We start from the raw sequence: 19,336 nt of genomic DNA on the forward strand, positions 1-19,336 counted from the left end.
CGATGACCGAACGAGAGATACTCGGCGACCTGTACGAGGAAACAGTCTATTACGTGCAGGACCACAATCAGGTCGACGAGCCCACCGCCCGCGTCCAGGTCCGTGAGGCGGTGCGCTACCTGACGCTCGTTTCCGCGCACCGCGACGAGCTGAGTGGGCTGTTCCTACCTGTTGAGCAGGCGATCGACGAGGTGTGGCATTACCTCATCCTGCAGACGCGCGAATATGCCGATATCTGCGAGAACCGGCTCCCCGGTGGCTATTTCATCCATCATCGGTCGATCTCCTACAACGACTACGGACAGCAGCAGCCCTCGCGTGAGGTCATGATCGAGCAGTTCCTGCGCTGGATTCCGCTGTACTGCCGCAGATTCGGAGCTTTCGACGCCGACGGCGGCAGGTGGTGGACGATGGTGCGCTTCTTGCACGAGCAGATGGGCCACAGCCTCGACGAGATCTCCGCGCTAGCGCCTGCTGTCGGACCGCCCGGCTGACCGAAGGCTTGCGGCAATCACCACCGCCGCAAGCAGCACCTGCACGGCCAGCACCGTCGCCATCGCCGTCCGGTGCCCGGACGACTGAACGATCGCTCCGAAGACGGTCCCGAGCACGGCGGCACCCGTGGCGATGGACACCTGTTGTGCGGTGAGCAGCACCCCGCCGCCCATCCCGGCCAGCTCGGCGGGGACCAACGAGAGCATGTGCGCGTTCATCGCGCCGAGCGTGATGCCCTGACCGGTGCCGATCAGCAACATCGTGACGCACATCAGCGGCGGGCTCGCCGCGCTCACCCCGACGGCCATGCCCGCCAGGCCGAGTCCTTGCACCGATGCCCCCAGCGCGATCGCCCGGACACCGAAGCGGGCGCGTATCCGAGGTACCGCGAACGACGAAACCAAGAACCCCAGCGCCATCGGCGCGGTCAGCAAGCCGGAGACCAAGAGCGAATACCCGAGCCCCTCCTGCAGCGTCTGCGGTAGGGCATAGAGAAATCCGCCTGCACCGGCGAAGAAGGGCAACATCAGCGCCAGCGCCCACCGGAGGTCAGGGTTGTCGAACATGCCCTGCGGCACCACGGCGGGCTTGCCCGCGTCCGCGCATCTCCGTTGCTGCCACAGCCACGCCGAGCCGATGCCGACGGTGACCACGGCGAGCACGATGGTCAACGGACCGAGGATGGTCGACAGCGACATTGTCAGCAGGAAAGACAGCACCGTCAGCGACAACAGCGCGCCGCCGCGTCCGTCGACATACTGTTCGCCATTGGGTTCGGTGTCCGGAACCATGCGTGGCAGCAAAGCCAGCGCAATGATCCCGACGGGGATGTTGATCAGGAAAAGCCACCGCCACGCGCTGCTGCCACCCACAAGGTCGAGCAGCGCGCTGCCACCGATGAGACCGATCAGCGCGGAAATTCCACTCATGGACGAGTACCAGCTGATGGCCCGTTCCCGGCGTGGCCCGGCATGCGCCGTAACCAATCCCAGCACCTGCGGCATCACGAACCCGGCGGTGGCGCCCTGCAGTATCCGGCCTCCCACCAGCGCTTCGAAACTCGGCGCCCAGCCACAGATCGATGAGGTGACCAGGAACCCCGCCATCGACACCCAGAGAATCCTGCGACGTCCGAAGCGGTCACCGACCCGGCCGCCGACGATCAGCAGCGACCCGAATCCCGCGAGATACCCGACCATGACCAGACTCAGCAGCGCCGACCCTTGCTCGATAGCGAAGTCGCTCCTGATACCGGGTAACGCCACCCCTGCGATGAACGTGTCCATCATCGGAACGAACGCGCAAGTCAGCAGCAGAAGAATTCCCGGCGTGCGCAGCACCCGCGGATCGTCTTTGCGTCCGGAAATCGAACTGGCGCGGACATTCATCTTGCGCACACCTGCGAGTATCTGCCCACCACGAGCAGAACGTTACCTGCAACGGCGGACCCGCCGACGATGAGTTCGGGCTTCGCTCCGCACGATCCCGAAGCACTTCGGAAGCTATGCGCGCCAACAGAATACGAGCGTCAGGCGCCGCGTGGCAGTCTGCGCAGCGACCGCAGGGCATAGTGCACCCGCGTCTTCACCGTGCCGACCGGAACACCGATGTCATCGGCCACCTCTTGATAGGCGCGATCACGCAGGATCACCTCGACCACAGCCTCGCGCTGTGGGTCGGGCAAAAGCGCAAGCAGCTCCGCGACCAGCAGCCCGTCGACCAGTCCGTCGGAGAAATCGGGATGCGCGTAACGGACGTCGCTCAGCTCGCCGACCTCGTCCCAGCCGGTGTCCCCCGGCCGGGCGGCCCGCGCGCGAACCATGTCGATGATGACGTTGCGCAGAATCGCCAGCAGCCAGGTCCGCACGCTGCCCCTGGTGTCGTCGAAGAACGCGCACGAACGCCACGCCCTGAGCAGTGACTCCTGCACCGCCTGCTCGGCCAGCCCACTATCGCCCAGCGCACGCATGGCCCGCCAATGCATCAGCGCCCGGTCGGTCGCGAGCACCGCGGCCAGCCCGCTGTCGGTGCATAGTCCCGCGCAATGCGCGCCGCACGACGTGGACCGCCGCGCCGTTCGGACGGACTCGAGCCGAGCACATGTCATACCTCGGATATCGCGGCACACCCGGCCGATGACAACATCGTGCGCGATTTGGTAATGCATCCGCACAAGAAAAGTGGAATGCGGCACATTCAGCCGAGTCGTCTGGTAGATCTTGGCCCCGGAGATTCGGGGATCTCCCAGGTCAGCCGCTGCGCGGCGGTTGCAGCACGATGCGAGGAGAACATCGCCATGCGCGCAAGTACGCTCCTCATCGCCGGCGCCATGACGTCCGCGATGACCCTGCTCGGCGCCGGGACGGCGGCGGCCGAACCCGCGAACATCATGCCCGCGGACGGCGTCTACCTGGTGGGCGTCGACATCTTCCCCGGCGTCTGGGAGGCGCCCGGCACGCCCGATCCGGCATACGGCTGCGATTGGCGCAGGCTGTGGAAGGTGGAGGGCGACAACACCAATATGCAGTACATCGTCGGCAACAACTTCACCCGGCTCGGCCCGGTCCGGGTGGAGATCAAGCCGACCGATGTGGGCTTCAAGACCGAGAATTGCGGCCCGTGGCGGCTGCTGCCCCCGCCGCCGCGCACGGGATCAGCCGGCTGACGCCGACACCTCGCTAGGGTCAGGCCCATGACGAGGACCAAGATTCTGATCACCGGTGCCAGCGCGGGCCTCGGTGCCGCGATGGCACGCGATTTCGCGAGCAAGGGCCGCGACCTCGCGCTGTGCGCCCGGCGGCTGAGCGCGCTCGAGGCGCTGCGCGACGAGCTCGTCGCGGCCCATCCCGGCATCACCGTCGCGGTCCGGGCGCTCGACGTCGACGAGCACGCGGCGGTGCCGCGGGTCTTCGGCGAGCTGCGCGACGAGCTCGGCGGACTGGATCGGGTCATCGTCAACGCCGGACTCGGCAAGGGCGCGGTACTCGGCACCGGCCGGGCGGCCGCCAATATCGCCACGGCGACAACGAATTTCGTCAGCGCGCTGGCGCAGGCCGAGGCGGCGCTCGAGATCTTCCGCGCGCAGAACTCCGGGCATCTGGTGCTGGTGTCCTCGATGAGCGCGGTGCGCGGGCTGCCGGGCAAGAAGGCGGCCTACTCGGCGAGCAAGGCGGGGCTGGCCGCGCTCGGGCAGGCGCTGAGTACTGAACTGAGGAAGTCGCCGATCGCGGTCACCACGCTGCTGCCCGGGTTCATCGCCACCGACATGGCGGCCAAGTCGGGCGACACGCGCTTGGTGGCGCCACTGGACAAGGGTGTCGCCGCGATGGTCGGTGCGATCGAGAAGGAACAGCGGCGGGCGTGCGTTCCCGGGTGGCCGTGGCGCGTGCTGGATCTGGTGCTGCCGATTTTGCCCGGCGCGCTGGTCTCCCGCATCAGCTGAACCGCGACACCGCGCATTCCGCATAAAACTCGGAATAACGTGTCGCGCGCCACATTATCGGATGCTAAAAGTTAGCCAAATGTCCGAATTTATGTTTCTTTAACACATTCCGCTGCTATTTGACGCTTCCTTTGCGCTGCTTGTTACCTGCCCGAAATAAAGTACGACGAGCCTTTGCAAAGGTTCGTATTGATGGGCCGCGCCGGCTCGAGCCCCCGATGGGCCGAAGGTGCTCCTGCTGAGGAAAGTGTTTGAAAAGTATGAGGGTCAAGAAGTTCGCTGCCGCGTCCACACTGGTCATCGCGGCTGTCGGGATCACGAGCGGCACTGCCTACGCAGAGCCCGCCGCACCGGCCCCCGTCCCGGGGTCCACCGTGCAGACCGACATTCTGCCTGGCATCCACTACACCGCGAATGTCGTCGACAAGTCGGTTGTACTGAAGACCGATGCCGGGTCGTTGACGACACAGGGCACGCAATTCCAGGTTCTGGATAACCAGGGCCAACTGGTTGCTGGCATGCCGCTGACCTATCTCAAAGACGGCATGGAATGGCCGATCGCGGCCCAGATCGACGGCAACACCGCCACTTTCACGCCGAGCACCGATGTGGCCGACGCGCACCCCGCGTCGATGCTGAAGCCGGTTGACGCGAAAGACGTCGCGGGCGCGGACTTCAACACCGCGTTGAGCACGGCCGCCACCCAGTTCGGCCTGGCCACCGCCATCGGCACCCTGGTCGGCACCATCGTCGGCGGCGCCCTCGGCTGTGTCGCCGGTGCGATCATCGGCGCGCCGCTCGTGGTTCCGACCTTCTTCGCCGGTCCGATCGGCCTGTGCATCGCCGGTGCCGGCGTCGGTATCGCGCTCGGTGCCGCGGCGGGCATGATCCTGCTCGGCGTGCCGGTCGGCATCGCCAGCGCAGTTCAGTTCTTCAGCTCGGTTTACGGATAAGCAGTACCGGACACCACCGAGGCCCGGTCGGTGACGCGCTCCCTCGCGTCGCCTGCCGGGCCTCGGTGCGTTGTCACTTCACCAATGTGAACTGCATGATGTCGAGGTGCCCGCTGCGGAAGTGCGCGGCACAGCCGGTCAAGTACTTCATATACCGGGTGTAGATCTCCTCGGACGCGAGCTCGATCGCCTCGGCCCGCCTCGACTCCAGCGCCTCGGCCCAGTGGTCGAGGGTGCGGGCGTAGTGCGGGCCCAGCTCCTGGATGCGTTCGGTGCCGAACCCCGCCTGACCGGCCAGTCGAGTGACCTCGGCGGGCTGCGGCAGCTGACCGCCGGGGAAGATCTCGCGCTTGATGAAGATGTGGAACAGCGCGTTCGCCCGGGTGACGGGAATACCCATGCGACGAAGGTCGTTGAGCGTATGGCCGACGATGGTGTGCAGCAGCATCCGCCCGTCCGGCGGCAACATCCGGTAGCAGCGATCAAAGAACACCTCGTACCGCTCGCGGCGGAAATGTTCGAACGCACCGATGCTCACGATCCGGTCGGCGCCACCGTCGTACTCCTCCCAGCCTTGCAGGCGCACCTCGGCACCCGTGATCCCCAGCCGGTCGATCGAGGACTTGACGTGCTCGAACTGGTTGCGGCTCAACGTGAGTCCGATGACCTTCACGTCGTACTCGCTGGCGGCGCGCAACATCGTTGCGCCCCAACCACATCCGATGTCGAGCACGGTCATCCCCGGTCGCAGGCCGAGTTTGCCGAGGGCCAAGTCGATTTTGGCGAGCTGCGCCTGCTCGAGCGTCATCTCGTCACGCTCGAAGTACGCACAGCTGTAAGTCATCGACGGGTCGAGGAACAGCGCGTAGAACTCGTCGGACACGTCGTAGTGCGCTTGAACTTGCCGGTAGAACGGTTTCAGGTCGGCCATGATGTCTCTCCTGGTATCGCCGGACACCTTCAGATACGAGACACGCCGACGTCGCGTTTACCTCGGCGACCGACCGATACCAAACCGTGGCCGACCACCGGTGACCGACACCATTGCGCGCCGAAGATCGAACCTGTACTCTCGGTCACGTCTTCTACTTGTGGATGTAGGTAGTTCTCCCACAAGATTTTCGAGATCCCCCCTTTCCGACCCGGTCAACAGAGCCGTTCCGGAATACCCCCGAGGATCCTGCCCCGCGACGCGCCAAGCGCTGCCGCATTCACGGCCGTTCGCCGTACCCAAAACTCACTCCCCAGAAGGAAATCCCATGAACACCAATACAATCAACGACAACACCACCGACGACCGAGCGGTCGAACAGAGCCAGACCCGCGCGGTCACCGGCATCCTCGACCTACACGACAACCGCGGCACCCTGCGCCTCGACGGCTACCTGCCCGGACCGCGCGACATCACCGTGCCGCAACGACTGATCCGCGAACACCGCCTGCGCCGCGGCGACTTCCTCACCGGCACAACCCAATCCGCCGGTAACAACGGCAAACCCGCGGCGCTGCTCACCGTCGACACCGTCAACGGACAGCAGCCGGACAAGATCCGACACCGGCCCGCCTTCGCCGACCTGGTGCCGATCTACCCGAACGAACGCCTCCGCCTGGAAACCGAACAGCACGCCATGACCACCCGCATCACCGACCTGGTCATGCCCATCGGCAAGGGCCAGCGCGCACTGATCGTCGCGCCCCCGAAAGCGGGTAAAACCTCTGTACTGCAAGCTATCTCGCACGGCATCGCGAAGAACCACCCCGAATGCGAGCTCATGCTGGTCCTGGTCGGCGAGCGCCCCGAAGAGGTCACCGACCTCACCAGGGCCGTGCCCGCCGACGTCGCGGCGGCCACCTTCGATCAGCCCGCCCGCGAACACATCGCGGTCGCCGAACTCGCCATCGAACACGCCAAACGACTCGTCGAAATGGGCCGCGACGTCGTGGTCCTGCTCGATTCATTGACCCGCCTCGCCCGCGCCTACAACCTGGCCAGCCCGGGCTCCGGCCGGGTGCTCTCCGGCGGCGTGGAGGCCTCCGCCCTCGCCCCGCCCAAACGCTTCCTCGGCGCCGCCCGCAATATCGAGAACGGCGGCTCGCTCACCATCATCGCCACCGCGCTGGTGGAAACCGGCTCGCTGGCCGACACGGTGATCTTCGAGGAGTACAAGGGCACCGGCAACGCCGAGCTCAAACTGGACCGCGCCGCCGCGAACCGCCGGGTCTTCCCGGCCGTCGACATCAACCAGTCCAGCACCCGCAAGGACGAGCTGCTGCTCGCACCGGACGAGCTGGCCGCGACCCAGACCCTGCGCAAGACCCTCGCCACCCTGGACAACCAGCAGGCCCTCGACCTGCTGCTGGAGGGCCTGCGCAAGTCCGAGACGAACGCCGAATTCCTCGCCCCGATGCGCGCCGGGCGCGGCTGAGCGGGTTTTCGCCCTCATACGGCCGTGGCGTAAAACCGCCAGATCGCGTACCGGGGCGCTGGTGGACTGGGCCACGTGTCCACAGTTCTCACTCCCCCGGCACCCGCCCGCAGCACGCTGACCGGCTGGCTCGCCGTCGTCTCGGTGATGATCGCGATCTTCTCGATCGTCACCACCGAGATCCTGCCGATCGGCCTGCTCACCTCGATCGGCGCCGACTTCACCATCTCCGACGGCATGGCCGGGCTGATGATGACCATGCCCGGACTGATCGCCGCCGTCACCGCACCGGTGGCCACCGTCGCCACCGGGCGGATCGACCGGCGAACCATGTTGTGCCTGTTCATGTTTCTGCTTGTGGTTGCCAATGTGCTGATGGCGGCCGCGCCCGAATACTGGGTCGTGCTGGTGTCCAGGGTGCTGATCGGGATCACTATCGGCGGGTTCTGGTCCATCGCGGCCGGGTTGGCCGAACGTCTGGTGCCAGCAGCCTCGGCGAGCCGAGCCAATGCGGTGATCTTCTCCTCGGTACCGCTCGGCTCCGTGCTCGGCGTGCCTGCGGGCACACTGCTCGGCGAGATGGCAGGCTGGCGAACGGCATTCGTGGTGGTCGGCGCGCTCACGGCCGTCGTGCTCGGCATGCTGGTGGTATTCCTGCCGCCGCTGCCCGCTCGCACCGTCACCCGAGTAGCCGTGCTGCGCAGGCTGCTTCGCCGCATCAACATCCGATTCGCCTTGCTGGCCACGTTTCTCGTCGTGCTCGCGCAGTTCGGTGCCTACACCTATGTGACGCCGTTCCTCGAACAGGTCACGCAGGTCGGGCCGGGCATGATCACGCTGCTGCTCCTGATCTACGGTGTCGCAGGCATTCTCGGCAACTTCCTCGGCGGCGCCGCGATCATGCGGCGACCGCACGCCACCCTCGGCTGCGCCGCGGCCATGATCGCGGGCGCCACGCTGTTGCTGCCTGTGCTCGGCCACTGGGAGGCGGGCGCGCTTGTCCTGCTGATCGTTTGGGGCATCGGATACGGCGCGGTGCCGGTGTCCACCCAAGCCTGGTTCGCCAAAGCGGCACCGGACGTGCCGTAGGCCGCCTCGGTGCTGTTCACCGCCTCGTTCCAAGCGACGTTCTCGCTCGGCGCGCTGGCCGGCGGCCTGGTGGTTGACCGCGGCTCGCCCGCCACCGTCATGCTGCTCGGCGGGCTCACCGCGGCGCTGGTGATCGTCGCGGTGACCACCCACGCCGCGCAGCGTCGGACGTGGCCGGACCGGTAGGTGATTACCTCGCGGGTAATCGACCAGCGGCGTCATATCGGGCAGGATCGCGATCATGATCGATGAGACGGGCACGAAGCTGTTCCACCAGACCATGCCGTTCACCGAGCGGCTCGGTATCGAGGTGCTCGAGCACGGGCCCGCCCTGGTACGCAGCCGTATCGTCTGGCACGAATCGCTGTGCACGCTCGGCGGTGTGGTGCACGGCGGCGTGTTGATGTCGCTGGCCGACGCCACCGGCGCGGTGTGCGCTTATCTGAATCTGCCGGAAGGCAAGGCGGGCACCACCACGGTCGAATCGAAAACCAACTTCGTCAGGGCGGTCCGCTCCGGCTACGCCACCGCCTCCTCGACACCACTGCACGCGGGCCGCACCTTCATCGTGGTGGAAACCGAAATCCACGACGACGCAGGCAAACTCGTCGCAAAGGTAACCCAGACCCAGGCGGTGTTGTAGCCGCCGACCAAATGCGGGCCAGCTCGAGCAGTTGCCGCAGTTCGGTGTCGAAATCACTGGCGAGCTGCGGTAACTGCACGGCAGTAGCCGAACTACGCGGCCGGAGTCCGGCCTTTCGGGCGTGCGCCGCGTGGGCAAGCTGGTGCACGTAGTGATTGTCGCCCAATCGGATGCGCGTTTGCCAGTACGCGGGAGTTCCGGAGCGGCGGGCAGATAAGGACCGAGATGCAATAGGGCATCACGGATCTCGACGGTCATCCGAAGTAGGCGAGCTGTGGCATCGGTCTGCGGCGGGACAGCAGGGGACAAGACGATCTCGGGTACCGCCGCCGTGAGGTCCCGCCAGAGCGGCCGCAGCCGACGGCACGACCGCGCCGCACTGTCCAAGCCCACCTTCGTGACCACGATCCCGATCAACGGCACCGCGCAGATGGTGACGTTGACGACGATGCAGAGCGTGAAGGCCGCCGCAATCCGCGGCAGTTGTGCACCCAAGGCGGGCCACCCGGTGAACGTCTGCGCGATCGAAAGTCCTTCGCAGACCCAGATATACACGGTCGCCATGGTCATGATGAGGAGCACGATCCGCTCCCGGACCCGAAGGTCGCCGGACCGAAGTTCGCGGATACCCACCCGGCTGAAAACTACCGTGTGCCAGAACAGCGGCACGCCGAACGAGACGCCGGTGACGATGCCTTCCCAGTCCGGATTCAGCGCGACCAGGCGCCCATCGTTCCGTGCGGACGTCCCCGCGACGACTATCGACACCGTCGCGGCCAGCGCGAGCAAGCTGGATCGGCGGTGCGACCGCCACACGAGACTCGGATCGGCATCCGCCGCGGCCTCCGCCGTCCTGGCGATCGTCGCCAGATACGTCGCCGTCATCACAATGCACCCCAGCGCAAGCTGATTCGCCAGACTCGTGATCATCGGCGTCAACGTGCATCGATACAGCAGCAACCCGGCGACACTCCACAGAAACAACCGATTGATCACTCGATCCAGCAGGGTATCCCGGACCAGAACCAGCCTACCGACCACGATGATCGAGACATAACCGAGCACCGACCAGGCCACCGGCCCGGAGAGCAGCCACGCCGTCAACGCCTGCCCTCCGCGCCCGACAACGCCTGCATCTCCGGAGGATACCGTCGGCCCGCGCTCATCATCGGCTCCACGACAAAGCCCGCCCTGGCAACGGTTCTCGCTGCCAGGGCGGGCTTTGTATTGCTCAGTTGAAGAGGACTACGCCCAGGGCCGCGATGAAGACGACCTGGACGACGGTGCGCAGCGGGAGCGGCATGGTTTTGATGCCGAGATCCGCCTTCGCGGCGCGAATGTTGGCCGGGAACAGGAAGAGCAGCATCACGATCAGGGCTGCGGCGGCGAGCTTCGAGGTGGCCGGGATGAGCAGGCCCGCGGCGCCGGCGAGTTCGAGGACGCCGGTGAGGGCGACCAACGCGGCCGGGTTCGGCAGCTTCGGCGGCACCATCGCCACCAGCGCTTCGCGGCGCGGCGAAAGGAAGTGCGCACTGGCGGTCATGACGAACATGGCCGCGAGGCCGAGTGCGACGGCATGTGGCCAGGAATCGAGCCACTCGGGTCCGGCCAGCCAGCCGATGAGCCGGGCCAGTGCGGTGACGACGGCGAGTACAACCAGCGGTGCCATCAGGGTCTCCTACGTTTCTAACGATCAATCTTGACACTGGAAAGATTAGAACCAACCCGCAAACTTGTCAATGGCTAGATTCTCGGGCACCATCGAGACATGGCGAAAAGCGGCTATCACCACGGCGATCTGCGGGCCACCATCCTGGCCGCGGCGGCCGACCAGATCGCGAACGACGGCGTCGACGCGATCTCGCTGCGCGAGCTGGCCCGCCGGGCGGGCGTCTCGCACGCGGCGCCCGCACACCACTTCGGCGACCGCGCGGGCGTGCTGACCGCGCTGGCCATCGAGGGATTCGAATTGCTCACCGCCGAGCTCACGCAGGCCGGTAGCGACTTCCGCGAAGTCGCCGTCGCCTACATCCGATTCGCGCGCGAGCACCCCGGGCACTTCGATGTGATGTTCCGGCACAGCCTGTTGCGCACCGAGGATCCACGCCTGGACGAGGCGCGCATGGGTTCCGCGAACGCCCTGCGCTCCGGCGTGTCCGCGATCCACCCCGGCAATACCGAGCAACAGCAGGCCGCGCAACTGGCCGCCTGGTCGCTGGTGCACGGCTTCGCCGCACTGTGGCGCGAAGGGGCGCTGGCCAATTCGAGCCTGGCCGGCGACACCGACCCCGAAGCACTCGCCCGCCGTATGCTCGCCCGCGTGCACTTCGACTGACCGGCAAACTCCGCCGTCCGGCAGCAAATCCCGGACAACGCGAACAACCGTCGCGCGCGTACGGCACAGTGGGGCACCAGGATTGCGGAAAGGAGTTGGCGCCACCACCGGTGGCCGCCGTCGACACCATGGACATCCATGCTTACCCGACCGAGTGCACCACCCCGGTCACCCTTGCCGAAGCGGAACGTCTCACCGAGCGCTACCTGGCCTTCGACGATGACGCCGGACGCGGGATCACCAATCTGATCACCGAATTCGACAGCTGCTTCGTCGTCGTCGCCATCTTCACGCCGCCCCCACCCACCGAAACCCGCACTCCGCCAAGCCCGCTGCCCATCGGCGGCACGGTGAGCACCATCGACAAGGCCACCGGCGCCATCACCCTATGGCCGACCTACCCGCCCGACGTGGTCGCCGACCATCACGCGGCGGCGGTGCGCGCGGACCGGCTGATCATCGAGGAAACCTGGCCTTCGAGTAGCTGATTACGCCAGTTCGGCGGTGATGCGGTCGCGGTCGTCCGCGGTAGCGGGCAGCTGGACGACCAGCAGCAGGTCCGGGTTCTCGACGAGCCGGAGTTGAAAGAGTTCGAGATCGAGCGCCCCGGCCACCGGGTGATCGATGCCGATGGTCGCGGCGCGGAATTCTCGGACGGGGTATTCCGACCACCAGGTGCGGAATTCGAGGCTCGCCTCGTTGAGGCACGCGACGAGGGTGGCCAGCCGTTCGTCGTCGGGGCGACGGCCGACGACCGCGCGGAACTGACTGAGCACCGCCCGGGCGGCGGGTTCCCAGCGGCGCATGGCTTTTCGGTTGCCCTCGTCGGTGAACATCATCCACACCATGTTGCGGCGGTCCGGGGCCAGCACGGTCGGGTCGATCCGGATACGGGCGTAGGCGTTGTTCCAGACCACGAAATCGAAACGGCCGTCATGGATTACGGCCGGGCTCGGCGTCATCGAATCGACCAGTCGCTGTAGCCGAACCTTCTCCTCGCCTGGCTGCGGCGCGGCGACCGGATCGGCCAGACCCGCCAGCCTGCGCAGGTGCCGGTGCTGGCCGGTGTCGAGCCGGAGGGCACGCGCCAGAGCGTCCACCACCTGTGGGCTCGCGGCGATCTTGCGGCCTTGCTCGAGCCAGGTGTACCAGGTGAGGCTAACGCCGGCCAGGTCGGCCACCTCCTCACGCCGCAGGCCGGGCGTGCGTCGCCTGCCCGGCTCCATATCGGGTGGCAGGCCGACGTCGGCGGGCTGAACGCGGGAGCGCTGTGCGCGCAGGAATGCCGCCAGTTCCGCACGATGGTTATCGCTCATCGAATTCCCTTTGTGGGTAGCAGCATTGGTAACAGGACCAGGCCGCCGCCCGTCTCTAACGTCTTACTCAACAACAAAAGGAGTCTGACATGAACAGCAACAAAGGACCGGTTCTGGTCATCGGCGCCACCGGACAGCAGGGTCGGGCGACCACCGCGCAACTGCTCGAACGTGGTTGGGAGGTACACGCTTTCGTCCGCGACATGGACGCCCCCGCCGCCCGGGCACTGCGCGACTCGGGCGCCAATCTGATCGAGGGTGACCTGGACGATGCGGATTCCGTGCGAGCGGCCATGGATGGCGCCTACGGCGTTTTCATGATGTTGACGATGATGACCGGCGTGCATATCACCGCCGCGGGCATCGAGGCCGAGCAACGACGCGGCAAAGCGGTGGCCGACCTCGCGAAAGCGTCCGGAATCGAGCATCTGGTGTACAGCTCGCTCAAGGGCGCGAACGAGAACTCGGGCATCGAGTATTACGAGGCGAAGCAGGCCATCGAGGCGCATATCGAGGCGCTCGGCCTGCCCGCCACGGTGCTGCGCCCCGTCTTCTTCATGGACAATTTCAACGCCTTCAACCGACCCATAATCGACGAAAACGGTGCACTGGTCCTCAATTTCGCCGTCCGCGCCGACATCCCCGTCTCTCTCATCTCGGTACACGACATCGGCGCCTTCGCCGCCATCGCCTTCGACCACCCCGCCGACTACCGCAACCGCACCGTCCCCCTCGCAGGCGACCGCCTCACCCCACCCCAAATCGCCGAAACCTTCGGCCGCATCGCAGGTCTCCCCGCCCACAGCAACCAGGTCCCGATCGAACAGGTCCGCGCCTTCGACGACCAGGTCGCAAAGATGTTCGCGTACTTCAACGAACGCCCCGACGAAGCCATCGACACCGCCGCCCTCCGCAAGGCCCACCCCACCTTGCACACCCTCGAATCCTGGCTGCACACCACCAACTGGAAGCCGTGATCCCCGCTCCCGCACAGCAGGCTTCGCCCGTCGGACGGGGACCCTTCTACTGGCGGATGACCTATTTGCCATGCGCTGGGGCGACGAAGCACTCCACTTGCGCGTGTTCGATGGTCAGCCGGTGAATCGAGGATCGCACCACGTGGCGTCGCCGACGTAGCCGACACCATTTGTGTCGACATAATTGGCCTGCAATCCGATTCGGGACTTTCCGTCGACCGGAATCGAGACGTCCTCCATGTCGTAAACACCGACGATCGAGCCAGGGCCCTGAGCGACGTCATCGAGGTAGATCTGGAAGTGGACGGTCAGCCCCGGGCGGGCCTGGCTGTCGATGCCGTAAGAAACAGCAAACGTCTTGGCATTCTTTGGAATGTTGTAAATCGTCGGAGCGCCCGCACCCTGAAAGTTGTTCTGCCCGAACAACAAACCTTTCGCACAGGTGCGTTTGTTCCCACCTATGGTCGAGACACCCGGAGTGTGACCGTTCGCCACTGGTTTGAGATCGATCAGATAGACGGTTCCGCCCCGGGACGACAGGTCGCCTGCTGACGTCGATGAGATCGCCGGCGACGTCGTGATCGTGGTCGTGGTCGCCGTGACCGTGGTGCGATCGACCGTTGGGGGAACGGCGGCGGGCAAAGAAGAGGTCGAGCCGATCCCCACCGCACCGCCTGCGTCAGGTTCCCGATTGAGCGCAACAGCGACCGCGACCGTCAATGCAACGGTCAAGAACCCGGCGACCAGAATCCCGACGCGCCATGCCCGATTCTTCGTCGCCTCCTCGTCCTTCTTCTTCTTGCGCTGAAAGTGGAATGAGGTCTCGCTTTCACCGCTGCGCTTACGCGTCCGGCCCGACTCCCCCGACCCCGCCAGCGACGCCTGCACCGTGGCGTGCGGTTCGGGCTGCGGGCCTGCCGGCACCTGCTCATCGTTCACAGGCAGGACGCTAACCGGGGGCTTACCGGCGTGGATCCGAATGACCGAGCACAGCTTGTGAATCGAATCACGAACCAACTGTCCAGGATCAGGTGGGATGAATTACGGCGTCCGGCCAGGTCGGAAGTGTTGTGGGAGTGTGGATCCGGGCAGATCGTTCGCGGCGAAGGGAATCCGCTTGTCACACTCTCGCTCCCCGATTCGTCATATCGGTGAAGAGGTGTGGTGGCTGGGAGGTGGGCTCTCGGTCCGGACGAGACGGGAACGATCATGGCTGAGACGATTCTGGTTACCGGTGGGACCGGCACGTTGGGGCGGCATGTGGTTCCGTTGCTGGTGGCGGCGGGGGCGAAGGTGCGGCTGTTGAGCCGTAATGCGCATGAGTCGGCGGGTGGTGTCGAGTATGTGCAGGGTGATCTGCTGAAGGGGGAAGGGGTGGCGGGCGCGGTCGGCGGGGCCGAGATCGTGCTGCATCTGGCGGGTGGGCCGAAGGGTGATGAGGTGGCCACCGGGAACTTGGTGGACGCGGCGGCGCGGGCGGGAGTGCGCACCTGGTGTACATCTCGGTCATTGCGGCGGACGCGATTCCGCTGGGTTACTACCGGGCCAAGGTCGACTCGGAGCAGATCATCGCCGAGTCGGGTCTGCCGTTCACGACGCTGCGGGCCGCACAGTTCCATGATCTGGTGTTCAAGGCGGTGCGCGCGCTGGCGAAGTTGCCGGTCGTGCCGATTCCGGGCGGGGTGCGACTGCAACCGGTGGATTCACGCGAAGTCGCGGCACGGCTGGTGGAATTGGTGCTGGACGAACCAGCCGGGCGGGTGGCGGATCTGGCCGGACCGACGGTGTACGGGCTGACCGAGCTGGTGCGCGACTACCTGCGGGCGAGCGGAAAGCTGCGGCCGCTGCTGCCGGTGCGGATGCCTGGCAAGGTCGGCAAGCTGTATCGGGCCGGCGCGAACCTGACCTTCGACGGCACCCAGCTCGGCAAGCGGACCTGGGAAAAGTTCCTGGCCGAGCAGCTCGGCTGAGCACGATCCGAAGTCGCGATGCCGCAACCTCATCCGCAGGGGTGAGGTGGGTATCAGCCCGGAGAGTGAGGCGAAGGAGCTCACCAGCAGTCCACACTGATTTCTTGTGAGGCTTACCAGTGCGGTCACCCGGGCCGCGGGTGCCGTCGACGACGCGACGCGACGCGACGCGTGACCGAACGGTTGGAGCGATTCCCGGCCGGCGCGGTCGATGTCGTGCTGACCGTGGTGGTCACCTTCGCCACCGTCGGACCCGCCGTGCTCGCGGGCCAGCCGTGGTTGGTGATCGTGCTGTCGGCGGTCGCGTCCGTGCCGGTGCTGTGGCGGCGACGCGCACCGATCACCGTCTTCCTCGTGGTCGGTCCGGCGATCACCGCGCTCGCCTGCCTGCACGCCATGCCCGAACTCCCGTACGGCACCGTCGTCTGTGCGTACACCATTGCCGCGTACTGCCCGCCCGCACGGCGGCGCACCGCATTCGTGGCCAGCGTCCTCGGCATCCTGCTCTCCCTGGTCATCCCCAATGAGAGCCCGGACTCCTACGCCTACGCGGCCATGTCCTTCCTGACCGCGTGGGCGCTCGGCACCGGTGTCCGGGCCAGGCGGGTGCAGATCGAGATGCTCGAGGAGCGCGCCCATCGACTCGACGAGGAACGGCTCGCGGCGTTGGACCGGGAACGCCTGCGGATCGCCAGGGACATGCACGACATCGTCACGCACTCGGTGGGTGCGATGATCGTCCAGGCGGAGACCGGCCCGCTGCTCACCGGCACCGATCGCGCGCGGGCGGACGCCACCTTCGCGAGCATCGCCGAGACCGGTCGTGTTGCGGTGCAACAACTTCGGCGCAGCCTCGATACGCTGCGCGGCGAAACCGCGGACCCGCGACACCAACCCGGCATCGAGGCGATCGCCGACCTGGTCGAGCTGTCGAAGCGCGGCGGGCTGGCCGCGTCGCTGGACGAGGACGGGCCGCGTCGCGCGGTCTCCGACGACGTCGCGGTCACCGCGTATCGCGTGGTGCAGGAAGCGTTGACGAACACCATGAAGCGTGCGCGGGCCACCGCCGTACGGGTCTCGCTGCGCTGGTCGGATCAGCAACTGACGGTGCGGGTTTCCGATGACGGCGCGGGGTCGGCGCAGCCGACGTCCGGTGGCTACGGCTTGCTCGGCATGCACGAACGGGTCACCGGCAATGGAGGCACGCTGCGGCATGGCCCCTCGGCCAACGGTTTCGACGTCGCCGCCGAACTGCCACTCGGACAAAGGAGTTGACCGTGCGTGTACTCGTGGTCGACGACCAGGACCTGTTCCGCGCCGCGTTCAGCCTGATCCTCGACGCCCAACCGGATCTCACCGTGGTCGGCGAAGCCGCCGACGGATTAGAGGCGGTCGAGAAAGCCCGTGCGCTGACGCCCGATGTGGTGGTGATGGACGTCAGAATGCCGCGCCTCGACGGCGTGGCCGCTACCCACCGAATCTGTGCCGAGACCTCAACGAAAATGTTGGTGCTCACCATGTTCGACCTCGACGAGTATGTCTTCGACGCCCTGCGAGCGGGGGCCAGGGGGTTCCTGCTCAAGGATGTTCGCCGCGACGAGCTGGTCGACGCGGTCCGCGTCGTCGCCGCGGGCGAGGCGCTGCTGGCGCCGACGGTGACCCGGCGCCTGATCGCCGAGCTCACCGAGCGCGGACACCCGCGCCCCGAACTCGCCCGCCGCCTCGATGACCTGACCGAGCGGGAGCGAGATACATTGCGCCAGTTGGCACGTGGCCTCTCGAACGCCGAAGTCGCCGCGGTACTCATGGTCAGCGAACACACGGTGAAGACACACGTCAGCTCAGTGCTGGCGAAGCTCGGCCTGCGTGATCGGGTGCAGGCGGCGGTGTTCGCCTATGAGGCGGGGCTGGTGAAACCGGGGGCCGCGACCGGCTGACCCACCGCACGAGCGAGGCCGAACTCGGTCGTCTCGGCGATGTGCGGGAGGGGTCGGACGCCGAACATCGAAGCGGTGAAACGCTTTCTGCTCGCCACGCTGGCGATGCTGACTTCCGCACTGCTGTGGCATTTCGGCACCGGCCTACGTCCGCTGCCCGGGTTGGCTTTCCTGGCTCCGCTGCCGGTGTTGCTGCTCATCCCGAGGGTGTCGGCGGGGACGGCGTTCGTCGCGGGAGCCCTGTCGTGGCTCGGCGGCGAGCTCCAAATGTGGTCGTACTTCACCGAAACCCTCGAACAGCCGGTCCCGGTGACGGTGCTGCTGCTCGGCGGAACCGCGCTGCTCTTCGGCGGCATCGCCGTGGTGACGCGTGCGCTGTTGATGCGCGGAAGACTCGGTCTCGCGGTGGTTGCACTACCCGCCGGTTGGGTGACCGTGGAATTCCTACTCGCGGTGGCGGGTCCGTTCGGCGCGTGGTGGAGCATCGCCTACACCCAGGCCGACGTACTGCCGCTGATCCAGACGACCTCGCTAACGGGCGTGTGGGCTGTCACCTTCCTGATTCTGCTGTTCCCCTCGGCGATCGCGGTGCTGTTCGCACCGGAAGTTACTAGGGCACAAAGCCTTCGAGTGATCGGCGCGACGTCGGTGGTGCTGATTGCGCTCGGCGCGTTCAGTTTCTGGCGACTGGCTGTTCCGCCGGAGCAAGAAGCGGTGCGGGTCGGACTGGTCGCGGTGGCACAACCGCCGGACTACGTCCCGCTCGATTCGGCCGACGGCCGAGACATGGTGGCGCGCGCCGTCGTCGAGATCGAACGACTGGCCGACCAGGGCGCACAGGCGGTGGTACTCCCGGAAAAATCTTGGCGCGCCGATGATTCCACCATCGCACAGCTGTCAGGACCGTTGACGGAGGTAGCGGCCCGCCGCAACATTCAAGTAGTCGCCGGACTCATCCTCACAACGGGCGGCATCAGCTACAACGCCGCGATCGACTACCCCTCCGGCGTGCAGTACGCCAAGCACTACCTGATTCCCGGACTCGAAGACGAGCACCAGCCGGGCACCTGGCGGCAGAGCGTCCCCGGCAAGCCGTGGGCCTTGGCCGTCTGCTTCGACCTGGACCACCCGGACCTCGTCCTGGCGAACCGGCGCCGCGGCGCGACGCTGCTACTGGTTCCCGCACTCGATTTCACCGACGACCACTGGCTGCACAGCCGGATGGCCGTCATGCGCGGCGTCGAATCCGGAATGGGCGTTGCGCGGGCACCACAACTCGGCGAGCTCGTGGCGAGCGATTCCCGTGGGCGCGTACTCGCCGCCGCGACAACAGATGTCACGATGACCAGGTCCGTGCTCGCAGAAATCCCGTTGAACTCGGACAACACCGTATACACGCGATTCGGCAACTGGTTCGGATGGACCTGCGTGGCACTGTTCGGCGCCGCGGTCGGCGGGGCCATGTGGCGACGGCGAACAACCTGACGAACAGCGTTCGGAAGGGCAGCATCCTCGGGTAGACAGGCGGCGGCGACGACGAGCCGGCGCTGCCCAGTTGCGGGTCCGTTATCAATTCGTTACCATTCCGACATACCCGCACTTCATCGCAGGTCGTGACGCCCGTCCGGTGGGTACGCACCAGGGGTCGCTGTTTGCGCCGATTGAAACGTGGGTATCGGTCTAATTCGTGCCAAGTCTCTGGTGTGCAGGACCCGGAGACTGGCCGAAATGAGGTCCGCTCGACGGGCTGGAG

At 66.4% G+C, this 19,336-nt stretch carries 21 protein-coding genes and 2 pseudogenes; 16 read left to right on the forward strand and 7 right to left on the reverse strand.

Annotation, left to right across the window (positions count from 1 at the left end):
• Positions 1-2 precede the first annotated feature (2 nt).
• Positions 3-494, forward strand: a complete 492-nt coding sequence (locus tag ACQPW1_RS37910) for a hypothetical protein (protein ID WP_433657394.1) — start codon at positions 3-5, stop codon at positions 492-494.
• On the opposite strand, the gene ACQPW1_RS37915 is transcribed toward ACQPW1_RS37910, so the two are convergent.
• Together ACQPW1_RS37915 and ACQPW1_RS37920 are read right to left on the reverse strand one after the other, a co-directional pair.
• Entirely contained in the window at positions 465-1,883 is a 1,419-nt protein-coding gene (locus ACQPW1_RS37915) for an MFS transporter (protein ID WP_433665452.1), read from the reverse strand. The two genes, ACQPW1_RS37910 and ACQPW1_RS37915, sit on opposite strands and share 30 nt — an antisense overlap.
• A 140-nt stretch (positions 1,884-2,023) precedes the next feature.
• A complete protein-coding gene (locus ACQPW1_RS37920) occupies positions 2,024-2,662 on the reverse strand; it encodes a sigma-70 family RNA polymerase sigma factor (protein WP_433657396.1) in 639 nt (212 codons plus the stop codon).
• 129 nt (positions 2,663-2,791) lie between these two features.
• Between ACQPW1_RS37920 and ACQPW1_RS37925 the strand changes: the two genes are divergently transcribed.
• From ACQPW1_RS37925 to ACQPW1_RS37935, 3 genes are all read left to right on the forward strand, one after another.
• Entirely contained in the window at positions 2,792-3,160 is a 369-nt protein-coding gene (locus tag ACQPW1_RS37925; RefSeq protein ID WP_433657397.1) for a hypothetical protein, read from the forward strand.
• Between the two features lie 27 nt (positions 3,161-3,187).
• Positions 3,188-3,937, forward strand: a complete 750-nt coding sequence (locus ACQPW1_RS37930) for an SDR family oxidoreductase (RefSeq protein WP_433657399.1) — start codon at positions 3,188-3,190, stop codon at positions 3,935-3,937.
• 260 nt (positions 3,938-4,197) lie between these two features.
• A complete protein-coding gene (locus ACQPW1_RS37935; protein ID WP_433665453.1) occupies positions 4,198-4,890 on the forward strand; it encodes a hypothetical protein in 693 nt (230 codons plus the stop codon).
• 73 nt (positions 4,891-4,963) lie between these two features.
• Here ACQPW1_RS37935 and ACQPW1_RS37940 read toward each other — a convergent pair whose 3' ends face one another.
• Positions 4,964-5,821, reverse strand: a complete 858-nt coding sequence (locus ACQPW1_RS37940; RefSeq protein ID WP_433657401.1) for a cyclopropane mycolic acid synthase family methyltransferase — start codon at positions 5,819-5,821, stop codon at positions 4,964-4,966.
• 328 nt (positions 5,822-6,149) lie between these two features.
• Here ACQPW1_RS37940 and ACQPW1_RS37945 point away from each other — a divergent pair, with 328 nt between their 5' ends.
• From ACQPW1_RS37945 to ACQPW1_RS37960, 4 genes are all read left to right on the forward strand, one after another.
• Positions 6,150-7,316, forward strand: coding sequence for a transcription termination factor Rho, short form (locus ACQPW1_RS37945; protein WP_433657403.1), 1,167 nt, complete (start codon positions 6,150-6,152; stop codon positions 7,314-7,316).
• Between the two features lie 75 nt (positions 7,317-7,391).
• Positions 7,392-8,405: an MFS transporter gene (locus ACQPW1_RS37950; RefSeq protein WP_433657405.1), complete on the forward strand. Its 1,014-nt coding sequence runs from the start codon at positions 7,392-7,394 to the stop codon at positions 8,403-8,405.
• Between the two features lie 9 nt (positions 8,406-8,414).
• Positions 8,415-8,591 (forward strand): hypothetical protein, encoded by a 177-nt coding sequence (locus ACQPW1_RS37955; protein ID WP_433657406.1) that lies wholly within the window; start codon positions 8,415-8,417, stop codon positions 8,589-8,591.
• 55 nt (positions 8,592-8,646) lie between these two features.
• Positions 8,647-9,048 carry a PaaI family thioesterase gene (locus ACQPW1_RS37960; RefSeq protein WP_433657408.1) on the forward strand — a complete coding sequence of 134 codons (402 nt, stop codon included), beginning with the start codon at positions 8,647-8,649 and terminating at the stop codon, positions 9,046-9,048.
• 255 nt (positions 9,049-9,303) lie between these two features.
• Here the strand turns inward: ACQPW1_RS37960 and ACQPW1_RS37965 are convergent.
• Positions 9,304-9,978: pseudogene (locus ACQPW1_RS37965) on the reverse strand (DUF6545 domain-containing protein); the annotation flags it as partial.
• Between the two features lie 301 nt (positions 9,979-10,279).
• Positions 10,280-10,717, reverse strand: a complete 438-nt coding sequence (locus ACQPW1_RS37970) for a DoxX family protein (RefSeq protein ID WP_433657410.1) — start codon at positions 10,715-10,717, stop codon at positions 10,280-10,282.
• A 99-nt stretch (positions 10,718-10,816) separates the two neighbouring features.
• Here ACQPW1_RS37970 and ACQPW1_RS37975 point away from each other — a divergent pair, with 99 nt between their 5' ends.
• Together ACQPW1_RS37975 and ACQPW1_RS37980 are read left to right on the forward strand one after the other, a co-directional pair.
• Positions 10,817-11,383, forward strand: coding sequence for a TetR/AcrR family transcriptional regulator (locus tag ACQPW1_RS37975; protein ID WP_433657412.1), 567 nt, complete (start codon positions 10,817-10,819; stop codon positions 11,381-11,383).
• Between the two features lie 95 nt (positions 11,384-11,478).
• Positions 11,479-11,871 carry a hypothetical protein gene (locus ACQPW1_RS37980; RefSeq protein WP_433657414.1) on the forward strand — a complete coding sequence of 131 codons (393 nt, stop codon included), beginning with the start codon at positions 11,479-11,481 and terminating at the stop codon, positions 11,869-11,871.
• Here ACQPW1_RS37980 and ACQPW1_RS37985 read toward each other — a convergent pair whose 3' ends face one another.
• Positions 11,872-12,699 (reverse strand): helix-turn-helix transcriptional regulator, encoded by an 828-nt coding sequence (locus ACQPW1_RS37985; RefSeq protein ID WP_433657416.1) that lies wholly within the window; start codon positions 12,697-12,699, stop codon positions 11,872-11,874. It lies immediately after the preceding gene.
• A gap of 89 nt (positions 12,700-12,788) precedes the next feature.
• Between ACQPW1_RS37985 and ACQPW1_RS37990 the strand changes: the two genes are divergently transcribed.
• Positions 12,789-13,676, forward strand: coding sequence for an NmrA/HSCARG family protein (locus ACQPW1_RS37990; protein ID WP_433657418.1), 888 nt, complete (start codon positions 12,789-12,791; stop codon positions 13,674-13,676).
• 114 nt (positions 13,677-13,790) lie between these two features.
• On the opposite strand, the gene ACQPW1_RS37995 is transcribed toward ACQPW1_RS37990, so the two are convergent.
• On the reverse strand, positions 13,791-14,693 hold the full coding sequence (locus tag ACQPW1_RS37995) for an NPCBM/NEW2 domain-containing protein (protein ID WP_433657420.1): 903 nt from the start codon (positions 14,691-14,693) through the stop codon (positions 13,791-13,793).
• A 192-nt stretch (positions 14,694-14,885) separates the two neighbouring features.
• Here ACQPW1_RS37995 and ACQPW1_RS38000 point away from each other — a divergent pair.
• The 5 genes and pseudogenes from ACQPW1_RS38000 to ACQPW1_RS38020 all read left to right on the forward strand — a co-directional run.
• Positions 14,886-15,116, forward strand: a pseudogene (locus tag ACQPW1_RS38000) (NAD(P)H-binding protein); the annotation flags it as partial.
• Between the two features lie 53 nt (positions 15,117-15,169).
• Complete coding sequence (locus tag ACQPW1_RS38005; RefSeq protein ID WP_433665596.1) at positions 15,170-15,646, forward strand: SDR family oxidoreductase; 477 nt, start codon at positions 15,170-15,172, stop codon at positions 15,644-15,646.
• Between the two features lie 171 nt (positions 15,647-15,817).
• Positions 15,818-16,921, forward strand: a complete 1,104-nt coding sequence (locus ACQPW1_RS38010; protein WP_433657422.1) for a sensor histidine kinase — start codon at positions 15,818-15,820, stop codon at positions 16,919-16,921.
• Entirely contained in the window at positions 16,918-17,583 is a 666-nt protein-coding gene (locus ACQPW1_RS38015) for a response regulator (RefSeq protein ID WP_433657424.1), read from the forward strand. The genes ACQPW1_RS38010 and ACQPW1_RS38015 overlap by 4 nt, the downstream gene beginning before the upstream one ends.
• Before the next feature lie 75 nt (positions 17,584-17,658).
• Positions 17,659-19,068: a nitrilase-related carbon-nitrogen hydrolase gene (locus ACQPW1_RS38020; RefSeq protein ID WP_433657426.1), complete on the forward strand. Its 1,410-nt coding sequence runs from the start codon at positions 17,659-17,661 to the stop codon at positions 19,066-19,068.
• The last annotated feature ends 268 nt before the right edge of the window (positions 19,069-19,336 follow it).

The sequence above is a fragment of the Nocardia sp. CA-128927 genome (assembly GCF_050955855.1).
Lineage (GTDB): Bacteria > Actinomycetota > Actinomycetes > Mycobacteriales > Mycobacteriaceae > Nocardia.